This window comes from Calidifontibacter indicus (assembly GCF_003386865.1).
Classification (GTDB): domain Bacteria; phylum Actinomycetota; class Actinomycetes; order Actinomycetales; family Dermatophilaceae; genus Yimella; species Yimella indica.
This window is the reverse complement of sequence record NZ_QTUA01000001.1, coordinates 525,881-546,431: the sequence shown is the minus strand read 5'-3', so window position 1 is coordinate 546,431 and position 20,551 is coordinate 525,881. Positions and strand designations below refer to the sequence as shown.

At 67.9% G+C, this 20,551-nt stretch carries 19 protein-coding genes; 8 read left to right on the top strand and 11 right to left on the bottom strand.

Translation table 11 applies throughout. The annotated features are described in order from the left end of the window. Positions 1–38: 38 nt before the first annotated feature. The 9 genes from DFJ65_RS02585 to dnaA all read right to left on the bottom strand — a co-directional run bounded on the left by DFJ65_RS02585 (position 39) and on the right by dnaA (position 12,913). The gene (locus tag DFJ65_RS02585; protein WP_245949937.1) at positions 39–587 is read right to left on the bottom strand and encodes a DUF3566 domain-containing protein; all 549 of its coding nucleotides are present in this window, start codon (positions 585–587) and stop codon (positions 39–41) included. Next, a complete protein-coding gene (gene gyrA, locus DFJ65_RS02580; RefSeq protein WP_115921671.1) occupies positions 584–3,256 on the bottom strand; it encodes a DNA gyrase subunit A in 2,673 nt (890 codons plus the stop codon). The genes DFJ65_RS02585 and gyrA overlap by 4 nt, the downstream gene beginning before the upstream one ends. 59 nt (positions 3,257–3,315) lie before the next feature. Next, positions 3,316–5,373 carry a DNA topoisomerase (ATP-hydrolyzing) subunit B gene (gyrB, locus tag DFJ65_RS02575; RefSeq protein ID WP_115924065.1) on the bottom strand — a complete coding sequence of 686 codons (2,058 nt, stop codon included), beginning with the start codon at positions 5,371–5,373 and terminating at the stop codon, positions 3,316–3,318. A 303-nt stretch (positions 5,374–5,676) separates the two neighbouring features. After that, positions 5,677–6,399 (bottom strand): hypothetical protein, encoded by a 723-nt coding sequence (locus DFJ65_RS02570; protein ID WP_115921670.1) that lies wholly within the window; start codon positions 6,397–6,399, stop codon positions 5,677–5,679. An 88-nt stretch (positions 6,400–6,487) separates the two neighbouring features. Further along, the gene (locus DFJ65_RS02565) at positions 6,488–7,069 is read right to left on the bottom strand and encodes a DciA family protein (RefSeq protein ID WP_115921669.1); all 582 of its coding nucleotides are present in this window, start codon (positions 7,067–7,069) and stop codon (positions 6,488–6,490) included. 33 nt (positions 7,070–7,102) lie between these two features. Further along, entirely contained in the window at positions 7,103–8,455 is a 1,353-nt protein-coding gene (gene recF / locus DFJ65_RS02560; protein WP_115924064.1) for a DNA replication/repair protein RecF, read from the bottom strand. 175 nt (positions 8,456–8,630) lie between these two features. Then, positions 8,631–9,617 carry a phosphogluconate dehydrogenase (NAD(+)-dependent, decarboxylating) gene (gene gnd, locus DFJ65_RS02555; RefSeq protein WP_115921668.1) on the bottom strand — a complete coding sequence of 329 codons (987 nt, stop codon included), beginning with the start codon at positions 9,615–9,617 and terminating at the stop codon, positions 8,631–8,633. A 42-nt stretch (positions 9,618–9,659) separates the two neighbouring features. Further along, a complete protein-coding gene (gene dnaN, locus DFJ65_RS02550) occupies positions 9,660–10,790 on the bottom strand; it encodes a DNA polymerase III subunit beta (RefSeq protein WP_115921667.1) in 1,131 nt (376 codons plus the stop codon). Positions 10,791–11,461: 671 nt separating this feature from the next. Beyond that, positions 11,462–12,913, bottom strand: a complete 1,452-nt coding sequence (dnaA, locus tag DFJ65_RS02545) for a chromosomal replication initiator protein DnaA (RefSeq protein WP_170143965.1) — start codon at positions 12,911–12,913, stop codon at positions 11,462–11,464. A gap of 467 nt (positions 12,914–13,380) precedes the next feature. Between dnaA and rpmH the strand changes: the two genes are divergently transcribed. From rpmH to DFJ65_RS02505, 8 genes are all read left to right on the top strand, one after another. Further along, positions 13,381–13,518: a 50S ribosomal protein L34 gene (gene rpmH, locus DFJ65_RS02540; RefSeq protein ID WP_115921666.1), complete on the top strand. Its 138-nt coding sequence runs from the start codon at positions 13,381–13,383 to the stop codon at positions 13,516–13,518. Between the two features lie 28 nt (positions 13,519–13,546). After that, positions 13,547–13,912 carry a ribonuclease P protein component gene (gene rnpA / locus DFJ65_RS02535; RefSeq protein WP_115921665.1) on the top strand — a complete coding sequence of 122 codons (366 nt, stop codon included), beginning with the start codon at positions 13,547–13,549 and terminating at the stop codon, positions 13,910–13,912. Beyond that, positions 13,909–14,181, top strand: coding sequence for a membrane protein insertion efficiency factor YidD (gene yidD, locus DFJ65_RS02530; protein ID WP_115921664.1), 273 nt, complete (start codon positions 13,909–13,911; stop codon positions 14,179–14,181). The genes rnpA and yidD overlap by 4 nt, the downstream gene beginning before the upstream one ends. Positions 14,182–14,203: 22 nt before the next feature. Then, positions 14,204–15,232 carry a membrane protein insertase YidC gene (gene yidC, locus DFJ65_RS02525; protein WP_115921663.1) on the top strand — a complete coding sequence of 343 codons (1,029 nt, stop codon included), beginning with the start codon at positions 14,204–14,206 and terminating at the stop codon, positions 15,230–15,232. A 91-nt stretch (positions 15,233–15,323) separates the two neighbouring features. Continuing rightward, positions 15,324–15,836 carry a Jag family protein gene (locus DFJ65_RS02520; RefSeq protein ID WP_245949935.1) on the top strand — a complete coding sequence of 171 codons (513 nt, stop codon included), beginning with the start codon at positions 15,324–15,326 and terminating at the stop codon, positions 15,834–15,836. Positions 15,837–15,859: 23 nt separating this feature from the next. Further along, entirely contained in the window at positions 15,860–16,669 is an 810-nt protein-coding gene (gene rsmG, locus DFJ65_RS02515) for a 16S rRNA (guanine(527)-N(7))-methyltransferase RsmG (RefSeq protein ID WP_245949933.1), read from the top strand. Between the two features lie 143 nt (positions 16,670–16,812). Continuing rightward, positions 16,813–17,859, top strand: coding sequence for an AAA family ATPase (locus DFJ65_RS02510; protein ID WP_115924061.1), 1,047 nt, complete (start codon positions 16,813–16,815; stop codon positions 17,857–17,859). Positions 17,860–18,019: 160 nt separating this feature from the next. Further along, positions 18,020–19,018, top strand: a complete 999-nt coding sequence (locus DFJ65_RS02505; protein WP_115921661.1) for a ParB/RepB/Spo0J family partition protein — start codon at positions 18,020–18,022, stop codon at positions 19,016–19,018. A 157-nt stretch (positions 19,019–19,175) separates the two neighbouring features. On the opposite strand, the gene trxA is transcribed toward DFJ65_RS02505, so the two are convergent. Further along, on the bottom strand, positions 19,176–19,499 hold the full coding sequence (gene trxA, locus DFJ65_RS02500) for a thioredoxin (protein WP_115921660.1): 324 nt from the start codon (positions 19,497–19,499) through the stop codon (positions 19,176–19,178). Between the two features lie 61 nt (positions 19,500–19,560). Then, the gene (trxB, locus tag DFJ65_RS02495) at positions 19,561–20,505 is read right to left on the bottom strand and encodes a thioredoxin-disulfide reductase (protein WP_245949931.1); all 945 of its coding nucleotides are present in this window, start codon (positions 20,503–20,505) and stop codon (positions 19,561–19,563) included. Between the last annotated feature and the right edge of the window lie 46 nt (positions 20,506–20,551).

Sequence of the window (20,551 nt, the reverse complement as noted above, 5' to 3'; positions counted from 1 at the left end):
GAGATTACCCCATGCAGGCACGGGGCACCAAAACGGGCCTAGTCGTCCGTCAGCGTGAGCTGCAAACCGCCGACCAGGGAGGCACAAATGTTGTACAAGAACGCCATCAGTGTCGCGATCGCCGTCATCAGGATGACGTCGATCACCCCGATCAATACTGACAGAGACAACACCTTGCCGAAGCCGATGTAGTCCATCAGATTGAAGTTGGATCCCTCACGGTCGAGCGTGCGCAGCAACTCGTTGAGGTTGTCGAAGACGCCCATGCCGGCCAGCACCGTCCACAGCACACCGACCATGACCACGGTCGCGATGCCGATGGCGACGGACAGCAGGAAGCTGACCTTGAACACCGAGAACGGGTCGACCCGGGAGACGGTGAGCCGCACCCGGCGTGGGGTCGCCCGGGCCGGACGCTGCCCGGGGCGGGCTGCAGGGCGCTGCCCGGTTGCCGGACGGCGTGCCGCACCGGCGGGTGCCGGACGCCGCTGACCCGAGGTGCTGGGTCGGTTGGCCGGACGGGAAGCGCCGGCGGGCAGCTTGGCCGCCTCCGCCTGGCTCTTGCCGCTGCCGGTGGGGGTGCTCACTCCTGGCCTCCAGGTTCGTCGGTCGGGGTCTCGGTCGCGTCATCCGAGGACTCCACCTGCGCGTCACCGGTCGCATCGTCGGTCGAACGATCGGTCACGGCGTCGGAGGTCTCGTCGGCGGCTGTTTCGGTGGGGAGTGCTTCGGTCGTCGCCGCGGCAGAATCGTCTGCGCCCGGCTCGGTCGAACCTACAACTTCCTCATCGACCTCGTCACTTTCGACGTTCCGCGCAACGGCAACGATCGCATCACCCTTGTCGGGTGTGGCGAACTGCACACCCTGGGTCGAGCGTCCGGTGCGGCGCACCTCGGCCACCCGGGAGCGGACGATCTTGCCCTTCTCCATGACGACCATGACCTCGTCGCCCTCGTCGACGGTCAGCGCGCCGACCAGGTCGCCACCGCGCTCGGAGATCGCGGCGACCTTCACACCGAGGGTCGCTCGACCCTTCACCGGGTACTCCGACGCGGCGGTGCGCTTGGCCAGACCATTGGCGAACACCACGAACAGGTCGGGGTCGGTGCCCTCCTCGACGACCGCGATAGCGAGCAGGTCGTCGCCGTCGCGGAACTTCATGCCGGTGACACCGGAGGTGGACCGGCCCATCGGACGCAGCGTGTCGTCGGTGGCGTGGAAGCGCACCGACTGACCCTTGCGCGACACCATCAGGATGTCGTCCGCGCGGGAGCACAGCCCGGCGCCCACCAGTTCGTCGCCGTCACGCAGGTTGACCGCGATGAGACCGCCGGAGCGCGGCGAGTCGTACTCGGTGAGGCGGGTCTTCTTCACCAGGCCCTTGCGGGTGGCGAGCACGAGGTACTCGGCGGCGTCGTAGTCGGTGAGCGCCATGACACCGGCGATCTTCTCGCCCGGCTGGAAGGCCAGCAGGTTCGCGACGTGCTGACCCTTCGCGTCGCGGCTGCCCTCCGGCAGTTCGTAGGCCTTGGCGCGGTAGACGCGTCCGGTGTTGGTGAAGAACAGCAACCAGTGGTGGGTGGAGGTGACGAAGAAGCTGTCGACCACGTCGTCGCCGCGCAGGTTGGCCCCGCGCACGCCCTTGCCACCGCGCCGCTGCGCGCGGTACTCGCTCACCTTCGTGCGCTTGGCGTAGCCGCCGCGGGTGATGGTGACGACGACGTCTTCCTGCGGGATGAGGTCTTCCATCGACATGTCACCGTCGAAGGGCACGATCTGCGTACGGCGGTCGTCGCCGTACTTGTCGACGATCTCGCCGAGCTCGTCCTTGATGATCTGCCGCTGCCGCTCCGGCTTGGCGAGGATGTCGTTGTAGTCGTCGATCTTGACCTGCAGCTCATCGTGTTCGTCGATGATGCGCTGCCGCTCAAGGGCGGCCAGCTGGCGCAACTGCATGCCCAGGATCGCTCGGGCCTGCTCGTCGTCGACGTCGAGCAACTCCATCAAGCCGACCCGGGCCGCGTCGGCGGACGCCGACCGGCGGATGAGCGCGATGACCTCGTCCAGCATGTCGAGGGCCTTGAGGAAACCGCGCAGGATGTGGATGCGCTTCTCGGCCTCCGCCAGGCGGTGCTTGGTGCGCCGCACGATGACGTCGACCTGGTGCTCGACCCAGTGCCGCACGAACGCCGAGATCGGCAGGGTGCGCGGCACACCGTCGACCAGGGCCACCATGTTGGCGCCGAAGTTGGTCTGCAGCTGGGTGTGCTTGTAGAGGTTGTTGAGCACGACCTTCGCCACGGCATCGCGCTTGAGCACGATCACGAGGCGTTGACCGGTGCGACCCGAGGTCTCGTCGCGCAGGTCGGCAATGCCGCCGATCTTGCCGTCCTTGACCAGCAGCGCGATCTTCTCGGCGAGCGCGTCGGGGTTGACCTGGTAGGGCAGCTCGGTGACCACCAGGCACTGCCGGCCCTGGATCTCCTCGACGTTGACGACGGCCCGCATGATGATCGAGCCGCGGCCGGTGCGGTAGGCCTCCTCGATGCCCTTGCGCCCCATGATGAGCGCGCCGGTCGGGAAGTCGGGCCCGGGCAGGTGGGTGAGCGCGTACTCCAGCAGCTGCTCACGGCTGACCTCGGGGTTGTCGAGGTACCACTGGGCCACTGCCGCGACCTCGCGCAGGTTGTGCGGCGGGATCTGGGTGGCCATTCCGACGGCGATACCGGCCGAACCGTTGACCAGCAGGTTGGGGAAGCGGGCCGGCAGCACGGTGGGCTGCAGCGTCTTGCCGTCGTAGTTGGGCTCGAAGTCGACGGTGTTCTCGTCGATGTCGCGCACCAGCTCCATCGCCAGCGGCGCCATCTTGCACTCGGTGTATCGCGGTGCGGCGGCGCCGTCGTTGCCCGGCGAGCCGAAGTTGCCCTGGCCCTGCACCAGCGGGTAACGCATCGACCACGGCTGCACCAGCCGGACGAGGGCGTCGTAGATCGCCGAGTCGCCGTGCGGGTGGTACTGACCCATCACGTCGCCGACGACGCGCGAGCACTTGTTGAAGCCGCGGTCGGGGCGGTAGCCGCCGTCGAACATCGCGTAGACGATGCGCCGGTGCACCGGCTTCAAACCGTCCCGGACGTCGGGCAGCGCGCGGCTCACGATCACGCTCATCGCGTATTCGATGTAGCTGCGCTGCATCTCGGTGTTGAGGTCGACCGGGTCGATGTGGTCCGTGGTCGGCGGGGTCTGCTCAGTCATGTAGTTCCCTAGTCAGTGTTCGACAGGACGCGTCGGGCCCGGCGCGCGGGCCGCGCGGCTCAGATATCGAGGAAGCGGACGTCCTTGGCGTTGCGCTGGATGAATCCGCGCCGGCTCTCGACGTCTTCGCCCATGAGGATCGCGAAGATCTCGTCGGCCGCGGCCGCGTCGTCGAGGGTGACCTGCAGCAGCGTGCGCTGGTCGGGGTCCATCGTGGTCTCCCACAGCTCGTGGTAGTTCATCTCGCCGAGACCCTTGTAGCGCTGCACCGGGTTGTCCTTGGGCAGGCGGCGGCCCTGGCTCTGGCCGGCCTGGATCAACCCGTCGCGTTCACGGTCGGAGAACGCGAACTCGTGCTCGTGGTTGCTCCACTTGATGCGGTAGAGCGGCGGCTGCGCGAGGTAGACGTAACCGGCCTCGATGAGCGGGCGCATGAACCGGAACAGCAGCGTCAGCAGCAGCGTGCGGATGTGCATGCCGTCGACGTCGGCGTCGGCCATCAGCACGATCTTGTGATAGCGCGCCTTCTCGATGTTGAACTCTTCGCCGATGCCGGTGCCGAACGCCGAGATCAGCGACTGCACCTCGTTGTTGGCGAGCACCTTGTCGATGCGGGCCTTCTCGACGTTCAGGATCTTGCCGCGGATCGGCAGGATGGCCTGGTTGTGCGGGTTGCGCCCCTGGGTGGCCGAACCGCCGGCGGAGTCGCCCTCGACAATGAAGACCTCGGAGATCGTCGGGTCGTTGCTCTGGCAGTCCTTGAGCTTGCCCGGCATCGCGGCGGAGTCGAGCAGGCCCTTGCGGCGGGTGGCCTCACGCGCCTTGCGCGCGGCCATCCGGGCGGCGGCGGCCTGCACCGACTTGCGCACGATCGCCTTGCCCTCGTTCGGGTGCTGGGCCAGCCAGTGCTCGAACTCGTCGCGGACGGCGGCCTGCACGAAACCCTTCACCTCGGAGTTGCCGAGCTTGGTCTTGGTCTGGCCCTCGAACTGCGGTTCGCCGAGCTTCACCGAGATGACGGCGGTGAGACCCTCGCGGATGTCGTCGCCGGTGAGGTTGTCGTCCTTCTCCTTCAGCAGCTTCTGCGCGCGGGCGAAGTTGTTGACCAGCGAGGTGAGCGCGGTGCGGAAGCCCTCCTCGTGGGTGCCGCCCTCATGGGTGTTCACCGCGTTGGCGTAGGTGTGCACCGACTCGCTGTACGCGGTGGTCCACTGCATCGCGACCTCGACCGAGAGCATGCGCTCGGTGTCCTCGGTCTCGAACGCGATGATCTCGTCGTGCACCGGCTCGTTGCGCTTGGAGGAGTTGAGGTGCTTGACGTAGTCGAGCAGACCGTTGTCGTAGCGGTAGGTGACGGTGCGCTTCTTCTGCTCCTTCGCCTTCGCCGCGGCGGCCGCCTCGGCCGAGTCGGCGTCGGACGACTCCTCGCCGATCTCGGACAGGTCGTCGAGACCCTCGTCGTCGTCGGCCTGCACCCGCTCGTCGGTGAGCGAGACGGTCAGACCCTTGTTGAGGAACGCGGTCTGCTGGAAGCGCGACCGGATCGTCTCGAAGTCGTAGGTCGTGGTGTCGAAGATCTCGGGGCTGGCCCAGAAGGTGATGGTGGTGCCGGTCGGCTCGTCGGGCTCCATCGCCCGGACGTCTGCCAGCGGCGCGTCGGGTTCGCCGAGGGTGAACGACATCTCGTGGACGCGGCCGTTCTGGCGCACCTGCGCGGTGAGCCGGCTCGACAGCGCGTTGACGACCGAGGAGCCGACGCCGTGCAGACCACCGGACACCTTGTACCCGCCGCCGCCGAACTTTCCGCCGGCGTGCAACTGGGTGAGCACGAGCTCGACCGTGCTGATGCCGTAGGCGTCGTTCATGCCGGTCGGGATGCCGCGTCCGTGGTCGGTGACCTCGACGCCGCCGTCGGCGCGCAGCGTCACCAGCACCCGGTCGTTGTGGCCGGCGAGCGCCTCGTCGACCGCGTTGTCGACGATCTCCCACACGAGGTGGTGCAGACCGCGCTCACCGGTCGAACCGATGTACATGCCGGGTCGCTTGCGAACCGCTTCGAGCCCTTCCAGCACCTGGATCGCGGAGGCGTCGTAGACGACCTCACCGTCGGCGTTCACCGAAACGGCGGGCGCCTCGGGGGGCGTCCCGTCGTTGTCGTCGTTGCCTTTGCCCTGCTTCGGACTGTCGGTCACAGTGCTCCTCGAATCGACCTGACCCAAACCTTGAAAATTCTACCTTGCCGCGGGCGAGAACCCGCGCTCAGACGCGCTCAACGGTGGACAGGAGCGGCCGCCAGGGGGCGCTGTGAATACCGATACGTCGGACGGGGGTTCAGCGGCGCTGCGAACGATTCGCCGGACGCGGGGCGCGGCTGGGTGAGTCCGGGGTGAGTCCGGGGTGAGTCCGGGGTCAGTTCGGGGTCAGTTCGGCAGCACGTAGACGGTCGGACGGCGTCCGTCGTCGGGCTGCGCGGTGCCCACGCAGGTGATGAACGAGCCGTCCGGGTGGTTGCAGTCGAAGACGTACTGCTTGCCGGTGACGGCCGAGCGGGCGCCGATCTGCTGGCTGCTGCCGGCCTGCACCGCCCGGGCCTGTGCGGCCACCGAGCCGGCGAATTCACACGAGACGTCCGGGCTGGTGGAGAAGATCTCGTTGCCGCACCCGGTGTCGCTGCCGGCCGGGAGGGTGACCGGGGTGCTCGAACTCGAGGTGGTGGACGACGTCGTGCTCGACGTGCTCGAGGAGGTGCTGCTCGAGCCCTCCTGGGTGGACGACGTGGAGTCGGCGCCGGACGACGTGCTGCTCGTGGCCGCGTTGCTCGGGGTGCCGGTGTCCTGCCTGCCGTTGAGGAACATGTAGCCGACGACCGCGAGCACCGCGAGGGAGACACCGAGGATCATCAACGGCACCAGCACCGAACCCTCCCGCTTGGGCTCCGGCTCGTACTGCGGCTCGGGCACATAACCCGCGCCCTGCTCGGGCTGTTGGAAGTACTGCGCACCCGGCGCGCTCGGCGCCTGCTGGGTGGGCTGCTGGGCGTAGGCGCCCGACGGCACACCGGGGTCGGTGATCTCGTCGTCGACCGCCGGGCGGAAGAACTTGTCGAAGGTGTCGTCACGACGGCCCTGGTCGGGGTCGGTCACTGTCGAGGCCCTGCTTTCCGTTCGGTTCGCCGCCGGGTGGCGACGTTCCCCCGTGTGTCCATTCGCTCGAGTTTACGCGGAGAAGGTGTCACCCGTAGGTGTCGCGCGGGCCCCGTCCGCCGTGCACTTTGCGCGGGCCTTTGTTCCAGGACGGTGCCGAAGGCCCGAGAAACCGCAGTTCGCCGACGATGTCGGGCCCGATGGTCTGCTCGATCTGCCCGAGGATCGTCGAACTCATGTAACCGAGCTGGGTGCGCCAGGCGGTCGAGTCGGCCCGGACGGTGAGCACGCCGTCCTCGAACCCGGTCGCCGTCGCGTGCGCGGCGACCTCCGGCCCGACGATCTCGGGCCATTTCGCGAGCACCGAACCCGCCGCGACGTCGACCTTCCAGCCGCGATCGGCGAGCAACCGCTCCATCTGGTCGGACAAGGTTGCCGGGTCACGGCCGTCGTCGCGGCGCGGTTCGCCGGCGCCGAACGCACGCCTGCGGGGCTGCTGGCCGGGGCGCACACCCTTGTCGCGGGCGGCCCGGCGGGCGCGGGACACCGCCTCGCGGGCGGCGATGCGCCAGTCGACCTCATCGGCTTGTGCGCCGCTGGCGTCCGCCGAGCTCCCCGACGAACCTCCCGCTGCGGGCTTGTCCGCAGGGTCGGTGTCGTCGGTGGCCATTGGTTCAGCGTATTGCGGCGGCGGTGCGAGGCACTACTCGCCGACGGCGCGGTCGGACGCGCGGTCGGACGCGCGGTCGGACGCGGGGTCGGACGCGGGGTCGGCGTCTGGGCCCGGGGGTCCGGGCTCCACGGGTTCGGGCTCCACGGGTTCGGGCTGCACCGGTTCGGGCTCAGGGTCTACCGGTTCGATTTCGGCACTGTCCCGATCAACAGTCCCGGGATCCACAGCGTCCGCTTCGTCGCCGTCCGCTGCGACGTGACCGCGGGTCACGTTGAACCGCCGCCCGCTCAACGCCACCGGCACGTCGTCGGCGACCGCCGCCGTGATCAACACCTGCTCGGCGTCGGCAACCATCGCCGCCAGGCGGGAGCGCCGTCCGCCGTCCAACTCGGCGAACACGTCGTCGAGCACGAGCACCGGGTCGGTACCGAGGTCGTGCCGCAGCAGTTGGAACGCCGCCAGCCGTATGCCGAGCGCGAACGACCACGACTCTCCGTGCGATGCGTAACCCTTCGCGGGCAGGTCACCGAGTTGCAGTTGCACCTCGTCGCGGTGCGGCCCGACGAGGGTGACGCCGCGCTCCACCTCGGCGCGGCGCATCTCGGCGAAGGTCTCGTGCATGCCGGCGGTGATGGCGTCCAACTCGGGCACCTCGCCGGCCGCGAGTTCGTCGGCGAGTTTCACGTGCAACGAACTGCGATAGCTCAGCCGCGCATCACCCTGCCCGGCGCTGACCTCGTCGTACGCCTCGGCGATGTACGGACGCAGGTCGCGCAGCAGCCGCAGCCGGGCGTAGGTCAGGTTGGCCCCGACGGTGGCGAGGTGCTCGTTCCACACCGGTAGCGTCGCGTCGAGCGCGCCCCGGTCGTGGCCGGTGCGGGCCGACTTCAACAGGGCGTTGCGCTGCTTGAGGATCTTGTCGTAGTCGCTGCGGGCGCCGGCCCATTTCGGTTGCCGCGCCACCAGCAACTCGTCCAGGAACTGTCGCCGGTTCGACGGGTCGCCCTTCACCAGCGCGAGATCCTCGGGGGCGAACAGCACCGTGCGGATGGTGCCCAGGATGTCGCGCGGACGGGTCGACGCGGCGCGCCCGAGGCGGGCCCGGTTGGCCCGGCCGGGGTTGATCTCGAGTTCGAGTTGCTGCTCGTGCCCTTCACGGACGACCGCCGCCCGCACGTATGCGCGCTCGGCGCCGGCCCGCACCAGCGGCGCGTCGTTGCTGACGCGGTGCGACCCGAGGGTCGCGAGGTAACCGATCGCCTCGACCAGGTTGGTCTTGCCCTGACCGTTCAGCCCCACGAACGTCGTGATGCCCGGAGTCAACGCGACCTCGGCCTCCGGGTACGACCGGAAGTCGACCAGGGACAGGTGGCGGACGAACACCGCCACATCGTAGGTGGCACGCGCGGCCGGGTCGAAGCGCAACAGGCCCAGTCCCGTCGGCGGGCTCCAGTGAAAGATTGCTGCTGCTACAGCAACAGCAATCTTTCACTGGGCAGCGCTTGCGCCTGTCAATGCCACTGGTGGCAACCGACGCCGAAGGAGCCGCGAGAAGATGTCAGTTGTCGGAGGCCTTCGCACCCGGGGTGGCTTCGCCGGAGGTGTCCTTCTTCTCGGCGGCCGGGCTGACCTCGGCCTGGCCCTCCTTGCGCCACGGCTCCTGACCGAACTTCATCACCTCGTGGCCACCGAACTGTCCACGCAGCGCGGCGACGGCCTGCATCTGCGGGGAGTTCTCCTGGCGGGAGGTGAACCGGGCGAACAGCGCGGCGGCGAGCACCGGCATCGGCACAGCGAGGTTGATGGCTTCCTCCAGCGTCCAGCGTCCTTCACCGGAGTCGGTGGAGTATTCGCTGATGCCTTCGAGGTGCGGGGTCTCCTCGAGGGCCTTCACCATGAGGTCGAGCAACCAGGAGCGGACGACGGTGCCGCGGCTCCATGCCCGGAAGCAGCCCTCGACGTCCTTGACGATGTCCTTGGCCTCGAGCAGTTCCCAGCCCTCGGCGTAGGCGTGCATCAGGCCGTACTCGATGCCGTTGTGCACCATCTTCGCGTAGTGACCGGCACCGACCTCGCCGGCGTGCACCCAGCCCTCCTCGCGCGGACCCTCGGGGCGCAGCGCGTCGAAGATCGGCATGAGGCGCTCGACGTTCTTCTCGTCGCCGCCGCACATCAGGCCGTAGCCGTTCTCCTTGCCCCAGACGCCGCCGGAGACACCGCAGTCGACGAACTCGACGCCCTGCTGCTTGAGCAGGTCGGCGTTGGCCTGGTCGTCGGTGAACTTGGAGTTGCCGCCGTCGATCACGAGGTCGCCCTCGTCGAGCAGGTCGGCGAGCTGCTTGATGGTGTCGCGGGTGGGGTCGCCGGCCGGCACCATCACCCACACCGCGCGGGGGGCGTCCAGGCGCGACACCAGGTCGGCGAGGTCCTTCGCGTCGCTGATGTCGGGGTTGCGGTCGTAGCCGACGATGTCGTGACCGGCGGCCTTGAGGCGATCACGCATGTTGCCGCCCATCTTGCCGAGACCGATGAGACCCATCTGCATGTCGTTGGCTCCTTCGAGAGGTGGTGCTTGGGGGGGGAGGGATCAGCTGGCGAAACGCACCGGCATCAGCACGTAGCGGAAGCTCTCGTCGGCGTCGCCGTCCTGCTCGGCCTGGCCCGACATCACGGCCGGACGGCTGGGCTGGGTGAACGACAGACGCACGAATGCGGTGCCGACGGCGCCGAGGCCGTCGAGCAGGAACTGCGGGTTGAAAGCGATGTCGATGTCGGGCCCGGTGAGACTCGACTCGACGGCCTCGCTGGCCTGGGCGTCGTCGCCCTGGCCGGCCTCGATGGTCACCTGACCCTCGGTGAACCGCAGCCGGACGGGGGTGTTGCGTTCGGCGACCAGCGACACACGCTTGACCGCTTCGGCGAGCTCGCCGGTGCTGATCACCGCGGTGGTGTCGACGCTGGTCGGGAAGATCGAGGTGACCTTGGGGTACTCGCCGTCGAGCAGGCGGGTGGTGGTCTGCCGCTTGCCGGCCTCGAAACCGACGAGGCCCTCGCCGCCGGCGGCGGTGCCGACCGCGAGGCTCACCGAACCGGACGCGCCGAGCGCCCGCGCGGTGTCGTGCAGGGTGCGGGCCGGCACCAGTGCGACGTGGGCGGCGTCGGTCGAGGCGGGGTTCCAGGTGAACTCGCGCAGCGCGAGGCGGTAGCGGTCGGTCGCCAACAGGGTGACCTTCTCGCCCTCGATCTCCATCCGCACACCGGTGAGGATCGGCAGGGTGTCGGAGCGGTCGGCGGCGATCGCGACCTGATTGACGGCGGTGGTGAACACGTCGCCCTCGATGGTGCCGGACGGCTCGGGGGCGGTCGGCAGCGTCGGGTAGTCGGCCACCGGCATCTGCGGGAGCGCGAAACGGCTGGTGCCGCAGACGAGCTCGACCTTGTTGCCGTCGGCGGTGACGGTGACGGGCTTGTTCTTCAGCGAGCGCGAGATGTCGCCGAGTAGCTTGCCGGGCACGAGCACGGTGCCGGGCTCGTCGACCGAGGCGGCGACGGTGACCTTGGCGGACACCTCGTAGTCGAAGGCCGACAGCGTCAGACCCTCCGGCGTGGCCTCCAGCAGCACACCGGACAGCACCGGCACCGGCGGGCGCGGCGACAGGCCACGGACGGCCCAGGTAACGGCTTCGGCCAGGACGTCGCGTTCGACCTGCAGCTTCACGTCATTCCTTCGATCGGGGAATCGGCTCGGAGCGCGTGTGTCAACGCCCCACGCCGAACAACTCAGACGACGGTCACATCGTCGCAGGGCGAGACTAGCCGTTCCTCCCCCCACCGGCATCCTCCGCCCTTGTGCTTTTGGCCCACGGACTCGAACGCCGTCCGGACCGCCGCCGGCTTCATCCACACCCGATCTGCAGTTCGCGGTGCACGGATCGATATTGGTGAGTGAGTTGGTGTTCGTAGTAGCAGTTGTGAGTTCTGTGGATGACGCCCGTCTGCGCAGGTCAACCACCGTCCGAGCCTGTCGGAACCGCTGTGGAAAGTCGCTCGGTGAACTCCGCCGCCCTGTGGATCCATGTGGTGCGTCCACACCAGATCGTCCGAATCTGTGGATAACCACCATTGTTCTCCACAGAGAAGTGCAGTTATCCACAGGGTGGGGTGTGGATGAACGCCTACCAGGTCCGGTCGGACCATTGGGCCCTGCGGACGAATTCATCCACAGCTGGGGACGAACCGGTGAATTGTTCCCGGGTGACACCCCGTCCGATGCGCCGTGTTGGGCGGTCGTCAACCCTGGACCGCGCGTCAGGGTGACCCGCCAGTACTCCCAGCTGTGGAAAACAGTGTGGAGAACCGCGGTGCCCGAGGGGACGGGAGAAGGGTGAGTCAGCCGCGGCCGAGCTCGTTGGCGGCCCGGCGCACCCGGGACGTGAGCTCGGTGATCTGGTCGAACAGGTGCGGCTTGCTGCCCATCAGGTCGCGGATCTTGCGGTCGGCGTACATCACCGTGGTGTGGTCGCGGCCGCCGAAGTACTTGCCGATGTGCGGCAACGACTCGTCGGTGAGTTCGCGGCACAGGTACATCGCGATCTGGCGGGCGTTGGCCATCGACCGGGAGCGGGACGGGCCGCACAGGTCGTCGATCGTGACGTCGAAGAACTCCGCCGACTGGTCCATGATCAGCGGAATCGTGATCTGACCTGCGGCATTGCCGACCATGAGGTCCTTGAGCACCTGCGAGGCGCTCTCGACGGTGACCGGCTGCTTCGACACCGACGCGTAGGCGGTGACGCGGATCAGTGCGCCCTCGAGTTCACGGATGTTGGTGGCCACCTTGTCGGCGATCAGCGTGAGCACGTCGGCCGGCAGCTGCATCTTCTCCGAGTCGGCCTTGCGCCGCAGGATCGCGATGCGGGTCTCCAGGTCGGGCGGCGTGACGTCGGTGGTCAGGCCCCACTCGAACCGCGACCGCAACCGGTCCTCGAGTCCGTTGAGCTTCTTCGGCGGCTGGTCGCTCGACAGCACGATCTGCTTCTGGCTGTTGTGCAGCGCGTTGAAGGTGTGGAAGAACTCCTCCTGCGTCGACTCCTTGCCCTGCAGGAACTGCACGTCGTCGATGAGCAGCACGTCGACGTTGTCGCGGTAGCGCTTCTGGAACGAGCGGCCGGCCTCGTCGCGGATGGAGTTGATGAAGTCGTTGGTGAACTCCTCGGAGTTCACGTAGAGCACCCGCAACTGCGGGTAGTAGCTGCGCACGTAGTTGCCGATCGCGTGCAACAGGTGGGTCTTGCCCAACCCGGACTCGCCGTAGACGAACAGCGGGTTGTACGAACGGGCCGGGGTCTCGGCGACCGCCTGGGCCGCGGCGCACGCGAACCGGTTGCCCTGCCCGACGACGAAGCTCTCGAAGGTGTAGCGCGGGTTGAGGCGAGCGTCGTCGAGCTGGTTGACGGTGATCGGGTCACGCGGCGGCGCGGTCGTGACCTGCAACTCGGTCTGTCCGACATGGTCGTCGTCGTGCTCGGCCGCGACCAGCGAGGGGCCGTCGTCGGCGTCGTCGGGTTCGATGCTGGTCAGCGACCCGTCGACGGTCACTGCCAGCCGGACGGGGTGACCCAGCTCGGCGGCGAGCGCGTTGCAGACGGGATCGTTGAGGGTGGTCTCGACGAAGACCTTCGTGTGGTCGTAGGGCACGGCCAACAGCGCGGTCTCGCCGACGATGCCGACCAGACGGGCGATGCGCAGGAACGCGCGATCCCTCGCCGGTGTGCCCGAATCTTCCAGTCCCAGCAGGGTGGCGTGCCACACATGGGCCAGGTCGACCTCAGGTTCGGTCAAGGTCAGGACTCCCCTTCAGGTCAGGCGTCTGGCGATGTCCGAACGCTCGTGTACGAGGTCGGACGTCGTCGGCCCGGTGCGGCCGGCTGCCAATGATACGACGGATATCCACAGGGTTATGCACAGACTGTGAATAGATCCTGACACGGGGTCGGAGCGCCGACGCTAACAAGATCCCCGGCCGCGCCGCAACCCGTGCGGTCGCACTTTCTCGAACCGGTCGGCGTGTCGTCTTGGTGGACGGCCGAACAGGTGCTCGGATGGAGGGTTCCCAGTCGCCCCGACGGGCGTGGTCGCGCCGGTTTGACCCGTCCGCCCACCGGCCCGTATCGTGGATGACTGACCTTTTGTGGCGTTCCCATCATCGCCGGTGCCGGCGATGGCTGACTCATGTCGGTGTGCGACCGAATGCCACACACCAGCCAGTAAGACCGGGCCCCGGCCCGACCATGTGACGGAGTAATGACGTGAGCAAGCGCACCTTCCAGCCGAACACCCGCCGTCGGTCCAAGACCCACGGCTTCCGCCTGCGTATGCGCACCCGCGCCGGCCGCTCGATCCTGGCCAACCGTCGCCGCAAGGGCCGCGAGAAGCTCTCGGCCTGAGCCGCCCGGCCGAACCGGCTGCTCGCTCATGCTGCCGGCCGCGCATCGGATGCGCACCAGCGCCGACTTCTCCACCGTCCTGCGGACGCGTGGCAGCGGTCGCGCCGGCAGCCGGCTGCTGGTCGTGCATGTGCGCACCCCCGGGACCGCTGATGATGCCGACACGGCTGACTGCCGTGTCGGCTTTGTCGTGTCCAAGGCGGTCGGCAACTCGGTGGTCCGCAACCGCACCCAGCGCAAGCTGCGACACCTGATGCGTGACCGACTCGGCGGGTTTCCGCCCGGTTCGCTGGTCGTGGTCCGCGCGCAGCCGTCCGCGGCGTCGGCCACCAGCGCCGAACTCGGCGCCGAACTCGACCGACTGATCCCCCGCGCCCTGGCCGGTGTGCGATGAGTGCCGTCAACAAGGTGCTGTCGTTCCCGCTCGTCGTGCTGGTGGTCATCTACCGCAAGCTGATCTCGCCGCTGCTGCCGCCGAGTTGCCGGTTCACGCCCTCCTGTTCGGAGTACGCGCTCACTGCATTGCAACGATTCGGTCCGATCAAGGGCACCTGGCTGACGATCCGCCGGCTCGGGCGTTGTAACCCCTGGAATCCCGGCGGGGTCGACCACGTGCCCGAACGCCGCACCAAGAACGCCGACGGCGTCCCGCATACTTCATGACATCCGCTGACTGAAGGACATCATGCTCGACACAATCCTCTATCCGCTCGAATGGTTCGTCGCCTTCGTGATGGTGAGCTTCCACAACCTGTTCACCGCCATCGGAATGCGGGCGGAGTCCGGCTGGACCTGGGCGCTGTCCATCGCCGGTCTCGTGGTCGTGCTGCGAATCCTGCTGATTCCACTGTTCGTCAAGCAGATCAAGAGCTCGCGCCGGATGCAGCTCATCCAGCCCGAGCTGCAGAAGATCCAGAAGAAGTACAAGGGCAAGAAGGATCCGGAGTCCCGTCAGAAGATGACGGAAGAGACGATGGAACTGTACAAGCGCACGGGCACCAACCCGTTCAGTTCGTGTATGCCGATCCTGCTGCAGTCGCCGTTCTTCTTCGCGTTGTTCCGCGTGCTCAACAACCTGGACGAGATGGCGGCCGGCAAGCGTGAGCCGATCGGTCTGCTGACCAAGGAACTCGCCAGCCAGGCCGAGACGTCGACGTTGTTCGGCGCGTCCCTGAGCTCGACCTTCCTCGGTTCGGACCAACTGTCGGTGAAGATCCTCACGGTCGTGATGATCATCCTGATGTCGGTGTCGGTGTTCATCACCCAGCACCAGCTGATGCGCCGCAACATGCCGGCGGCTGCCCTCGACAACCCGATGGCGAAGCAGCAGAAGTACCTCATGTACCTCATGCCGATCTTCTTCGCGATCACCGGTGTGAACTTCCCCATCGGTGTCCTCATCTACTGGGTGGTCACCAACCTGTGGACGATGGGCCAGCAGTTCTACGTGATCCGCCGCATGCCCACCCCTGGTTCGGACGCCGAGAAGGCGCTCGAGGAGCGTCGCCGCGCCAAGGGCAAGGAGATCAAGAAGCTCACGATCCCGGGCCTCAACAGCGATGCCGACGACGAGGACGACGCCGACCTCGCCAAGACCCCCGGCACCCCCGGCACGATGACCGCATCCGGCACCCAGGCGGGCAAGACGAGCGGCCAGCGGGTGCAGCCGTCCAGCAACAAACGTGGCAAGAACGCCAAGGGTCGCAAGCGCTGACCCCGGCCGGCCGCGCCCGCGGGCGCGTTGCCGCCGTTCCCTGAACGACACCCAGTGATCGCAGCCGATCACCTGCAGAATGCGAGCAGAGATGACTGAACAGAACACCTCCGAGGACGCTCCGAAGACCTCCGCAGCCGACCTGCTGGAGCGCGAGGGCGAGATCGCCGCCGACTTCCTGGAGAGCCTGCTGGACATCGCCGACCTGGACGGCGACATCGACGTCGACGTCGAGGGTGACCGCGCGATGGTGTCGATCGTCGACTCGGACGAGGGTCGTGTGCCGCGCCGTCTGGTCGGCACCGACGGCAAGGTGCTGGACGCGCTGCAGGAGCTCGCGCGGCTCGCCGTGCAGGCGGAGACCGGCAACCGCAGCCGGCTCATGCTCGACATCGCCGGCTACCGCGCCGAGAAGCGTGAGCAGCTGATCGCCCTCGCCACGGACGCGGTGGCGAAGGCCAAGGAGACCGGTGAGCAGCAGGCGCTGGAGCCGATGAGCGCGTTCGAGCGCAAGGTGGTGCACGACGCCGTCCTGGCCGCCGGGTTGTCCTCGGAGTCCGAGGGCGCCGAGCCGCGCCGATACGTGGTCGTCCTGCCGGCCTGACCCGACACAGACCGACGATTCACGTGAAACCGGATCACTCCGATTGCGTTCCCGAGCCGCTGCCGGACGCCCCGGCGGCGGCCGCGGCGTACCTCGGCGACCGCTTCGGCACGATGGTGCGCTTCGCCGAGCACCTCGCCGACACCGGAGTGAGCCACGGCCTCATCGGCCCGCGTGAGGTGCCGCGGCTGTGGGAACGGCACGTGTTGAACTGCGTCGGTGTGCAGGAACTCATCGAACCCGACGCGCACGTGGCCGACGTCGGCTCGGGTGCCGGGCTGCCCGGCCTCGTGATCGCGATCGCGCGACCCGATCTGCACGTCACGCTGGTCGAGCCGATGCTACGCCGGGTGACCTGGCTGGAGAACGTCAGCGAAGACCTCGGCCTGACGAACGTGAACGTGGTGCGGTCGCGCGCGGAACAGGTGACCGACCTCGAGGTCGACGTCGTGACCTCCCGCGCGGTGGCGCGACTCGACACGCTCTCCCAGTGGTCGTTGCCACTGCTGCGTTCGGGCGGGCGGATGTTGGCCCTCAAGGGCAGCTCGGCCCAGGACGAGGTCGACGAGGCCCGCGCCGCGATCGCGAAGCTCGGCGGCGCGCAAATCGAGGTGCTCACCTGCGGCGGCGAGGTGGTCGACCCACCGACGGCCATCGTGAGCGTTACGGTCGAACAGCGCATCGTGCGCCCCGCCTCCGGACGTGCGGGCGCACGTCGGGCGAAGAAGCCCGGACGCGCGGGCCGCCCGGGTGCCGGTGCGGCGGGCCGGGACGGCAGAGACGGCACGGACGGCGCGAACAGATCCCAGCGCCCGGAACGAAAGCGGAAGTGAAGGTGACGACGGTGCAGACGAGTGTGATCCCGACCGGCTGGCCGGGCGGCAGTGCGCCCGCCTCCCCGACCCCGACCGGTTGGCAGTCCCCGTCGTCTCCCGGTGTCGTTCCGGCGGACGCCTCGAGCGCGGTGCGGGGCGACGTGCGGTCGAGCGCCGGTGCGGTTGCCAACGGTGCGACCGATTCCACTGGCACCGACAGCACCGACAGCACCGACAGCACCGACAGCACCGACAGCACTGGGAAATCGGACGGTACGGACGGCGACGACGCGGGCGCCCACCCGGCGGTCGACGAGACCCCGACGTCGATCGCGTCCGAGGAGTCACCGATTCTCGCGGCGCTGGCCGACCAGTCGACCCGGCGGGCGAAGGTGCTGGCGGCCGAGGTCGCGCGCCCGGCGTCGACCCGCATCATGACGGTCGCCAACCAGAAGGGTGGCGTCGGCAAGACGACCACCACCGTGAACATCGCCGCCGCGCTCGCCCAGAAGGGCCTACGCGTGCTGGTCATCGACATCGACCCGCAGGGCAACGCGAGCACCGCGCTCGGCATCGACCACCACGCCGAGGTGCCGAGCATCTACGACGTCGTGGTCGACGGCGATCCCCTGGCGAAGGTCATCCAGGCGTGCCCCGACGTCGCGAACCTGTGGTGCGCGCCGGCCACCATCGACCTCGCCGGCGCCGAGATCGAACTCGTGTCGCTCGTCGCCCGGGAGAGCCGGCTCAAGACCGCGATCACGGCGCAGCTGCAATCGATGGCCGACGAGGAGCGCTTCGACTACATCCTCATCGACTGCCCGCCGAGCCTCGGCCTGCTGACCGTCAACGCGTTCGTGGCGGCGACCGAGGTGTTCATCCCGATCCAGTGCGAGTACTACGCGCTCGAGGGTTTGTCGCAGTTGCTCAACAACATCGAGCTCATCCGTAAGCACCTCAACCCCGAGTTGGCGGTCAGCACGATCCTGATGACGATGTACGACGCCCGCACCCGCCTGTCCGCGCAGGTCGCCGCTGAGGTGCGCGAGCATTTCCCGAACCAGGTGCTCAAGACGCGCATCCCCCGGTCGGTGCGTATCTCCGAGGCGCCGAGCTTCGGTCAGACCGTCATCACGTACGACCCGTCGTCGTCCGGTGCGCTGTCCTATCTGGAAGCAGCGACCGAGCTGGCAGCAGCTAGCTCGTAGTCCCCTGTTTCACGTGGAACGAGCTCGTTCCATGTCCGCGGGTGTGACTGGGCCAGCCCCACTCGGCACGCAGCTGCGAGGCACTTGTTTCACGTGGAACGCGCCCCGCACAGGTGCCCGCGACGAAGGCATCTCGTAGTGCCCCGTAGAATTGTGCCTCATGAGTGACAAGCGGCAGCGTGGTCTTGGTCGAGGGTTGGGTGCCCTCATTCCGACGAGTGACGGGACGGCGACGGCGCGGCCGTCCGACGTGTTCTACGGGTCTGGTTTCACGGGAAACCAGGCCGCACGGACCCGTACGACCGAGGAACCGGCGGCTGACGAGCCGAGCCTCAAGGCGGTCCCCGGCGCAAGTTTCGCCGAGATCCGCGTCACCGCGATCCGCCCGAACCCGCGTCAGCCGCGCGAGGTCTTCGACGAGGACGACCTGGCCGAGCTCACCCACAGCATCCGTGAGATCGGTGTGCTGCAGCCGATCGTCGTCCGCCCGTTGGCCCAGCCAGAAGGCGACATCACCCACGAACTCATCATGGGTGAGCGCCGACTGCGTGCCTCGAAGGCGGCCGGCAAGGAGGCGATCCCGGCTATCGTCCGCAGCACCGGCGACGACGACCTGCTGCGCGATGCGTTGCTGGAGAACTTGCACCGCAGCCAGCTGAACCCGCTGGAGGAGGCTGCCGCCTACCAGCAGTTGCTGGACGACTTCTCCTGCACCCACGACGAACTCGCCTCGCGCATCGGCCGATCCCGCCCGCAGATCTCGAACACGATCCGCCTGCTGAAGCTCCCCCCGCTGGTGGCGCGCCGGGTTGCCGCCGGCGTGTTGTCCGCCGGGCACGCCCGCGCGCTGTTGGCGCTGCCGGACGCCGCCGCGATGGAGCGGCTTGCCCAGCGCATCGTCGCGGAGGGTCTGTCGGTGCGCAGCACCGAGGAGATCGTCTCCCTCGGCGGTCAGCAGGAGAAGGCGAAGCGGGCGAGCGCGTCGCGCACCACCGTGCCGGAGTACGACGACATCGCCTCCGGGCTTGCGGACAAGCTCGAAACTCGGGTGACGATCACCTCCGGTCGCTCCCGCGGCAAGCTCACGGTCGAGTTCGCCGGATCGGACGATCTGCACCGCATCCTCGACGCCCTCGGCATCCGGACGACCACCAACTGAGGCCGACGTCCAAGGTCAACTCATCCTGGCGACGACGAAGGAGTCGCAGGACGAACGCCGAAGGAGACACTAAACAGAACGGCGCTGAATCCGGTTGGGATTCAGCGCCGTTCGGCGTTTGTCGACCTCTGTTGGTAGCGGGCGACAGCTACGTTCGTCAGCCGAGGAAGTCGGACAGCTCCTTGACGAGCTTCGGCTTCGGCAGCGCGCCGACGAGGGTCTTGACGACCTCGCCGCCGACGTAGACGTTCATCGTCGGGATGCCGGTGATGCCGTACTTCGCCGAGATCTTCGGGTTGTCGTCGGTGTTGAGCTTCACGATGTCGACCGAGTCGTGCTCCTTGGCGAGCTCCTCGAGGATCGGGGCGACCTGGCGGCACGGGCCGCACCAGGGCGCCCAGAAGTCGACGATGACCGGCTTGTCGTTCTTGAGGACGTCGGCCTCGAAGGTGGCGTCCGTGGTCTCCTTGATGGCACCCATGTGTTTCTCCTTGATTCGGGTTGTCAGCGAATGTCGTTGTGGATCAGAGAAATTGGTTCGTTCAGTGTCCGACTTTGTCGGCCAGCCAACGCTCGGCGTCGAGCGCGGCGGAGCAGCCGGAACCGGCGGCGGTGATGGCCTGACGGTAGGTGTGGTCGACCAGGTCACCGCAGGCGAAGACGCCCTCGAGGTTGGTCTTGGTCGAGCGGCCCTGGGTGAGCACGTATCCCTCGCCGTCGAGGTCGACCTGGCCGACGACCAGCTCACTGCGCGGGATGTGACCGATCGCGACGAACAGGCCGCTGGCCTCCAGGTCGCGGGTCGCCCCCGTGACGGTGTCGCGCAGGGTGAGCGATTCGAGCTTGGCGTCGCCGTGGATGCCGACCACCTCGCTGTTCCAGGCGAAGGAGATCTTGTCGTTGGCGGCGGCACGCTCGGCCATGATCTTCGAGGCGCGCAGTTCGTCGCGGCGGTGGATCATCGTGACGGTCTTGCCGAAGCGGGTGAGGAAGGTGGCCTCCTCGACCGCGGAGTCACCGCCGCCGACGACCGCGATGTCCTTGTCGCGAAAGAACGCACCGTCGCAGGTGGCGCACCACGACACGCCGTGACCGGACAGGCGCTTCTCGTCCTCCAACCCCAGCTCACGGTAGGCCGAACCCATCGCCAGGATCACCGCGTGGGCGCGGTGGATATTGCCCTCGCCGTCCGTGACGGTCTTGATGTCGCCGGAAAGTTCCATCGCGGTGACGTCGTCACGCACCAACTCGGCGCCGAACCGCTCGGCCTGGGCGCGCATCTGCTCCATCAGGTCGGGACCCATGATTCCGTCACGGAATCCGGGGAAGTTCTCCACCTCGGTGGTGTTCATCAGCGCGCCGCCGGCGGTGACCGAACCCTCGAAGACCAGTGGCTCGAGGTTGGCCCGCGCGGCGTACACCGCCGCGGTGTAACCGGCGGGACCTGACCCGACGATGATGAGGTTGCGCACCAGGTCGTTACTCACGGAAGAAGGGCCCCTGTCGGATCGGTGTGGACGGCGTTCTGCACAA

What these genes read in the sequence shown, in the direction of transcription:
- gyrA (WP_115921671.1), bottom strand. Translation starts at nt 3,256, where the DNA reads ATGACTGAGCAGACCCCGCCGACCACGGACCACATCGACCCGGTCGAC.
- DFJ65_RS02565 (WP_115921669.1), bottom strand. Translation starts at nt 7,069, where the DNA reads ATGGCCACCGACGACACCGACCCTGCGGACAAGCCCGCAGCGGGAGGT.
- gnd (WP_115921668.1), bottom strand. Translation starts at nt 9,617, where the DNA reads ATGCAGATGGGTCTCATCGGTCTCGGCAAGATGGGCGGCAACATGCGT.
- rnpA (WP_115921665.1), top strand. Translation starts at nt 13,547, where the DNA reads ATGCTGCCGGCCGCGCATCGGATGCGCACCAGCGCCGACTTCTCCACC.
- yidD (WP_115921664.1), top strand. Translation starts at nt 13,909, where the DNA reads ATGAGTGCCGTCAACAAGGTGCTGTCGTTCCCGCTCGTCGTGCTGGTG.
- yidC (WP_115921663.1), top strand. Translation starts at nt 14,204, where the DNA reads ATGCTCGACACAATCCTCTATCCGCTCGAATGGTTCGTCGCCTTCGTG.
- DFJ65_RS02520 (WP_245949935.1), top strand. Translation starts at nt 15,324, where the DNA reads ATGACTGAACAGAACACCTCCGAGGACGCTCCGAAGACCTCCGCAGCC.
- DFJ65_RS02505 (WP_115921661.1), top strand. Translation starts at nt 18,020, where the DNA reads ATGAGTGACAAGCGGCAGCGTGGTCTTGGTCGAGGGTTGGGTGCCCTC.
- trxA (WP_115921660.1), bottom strand. Translation starts at nt 19,499, where the DNA reads ATGGGTGCCATCAAGGAGACCACGGACGCCACCTTCGAGGCCGACGTC.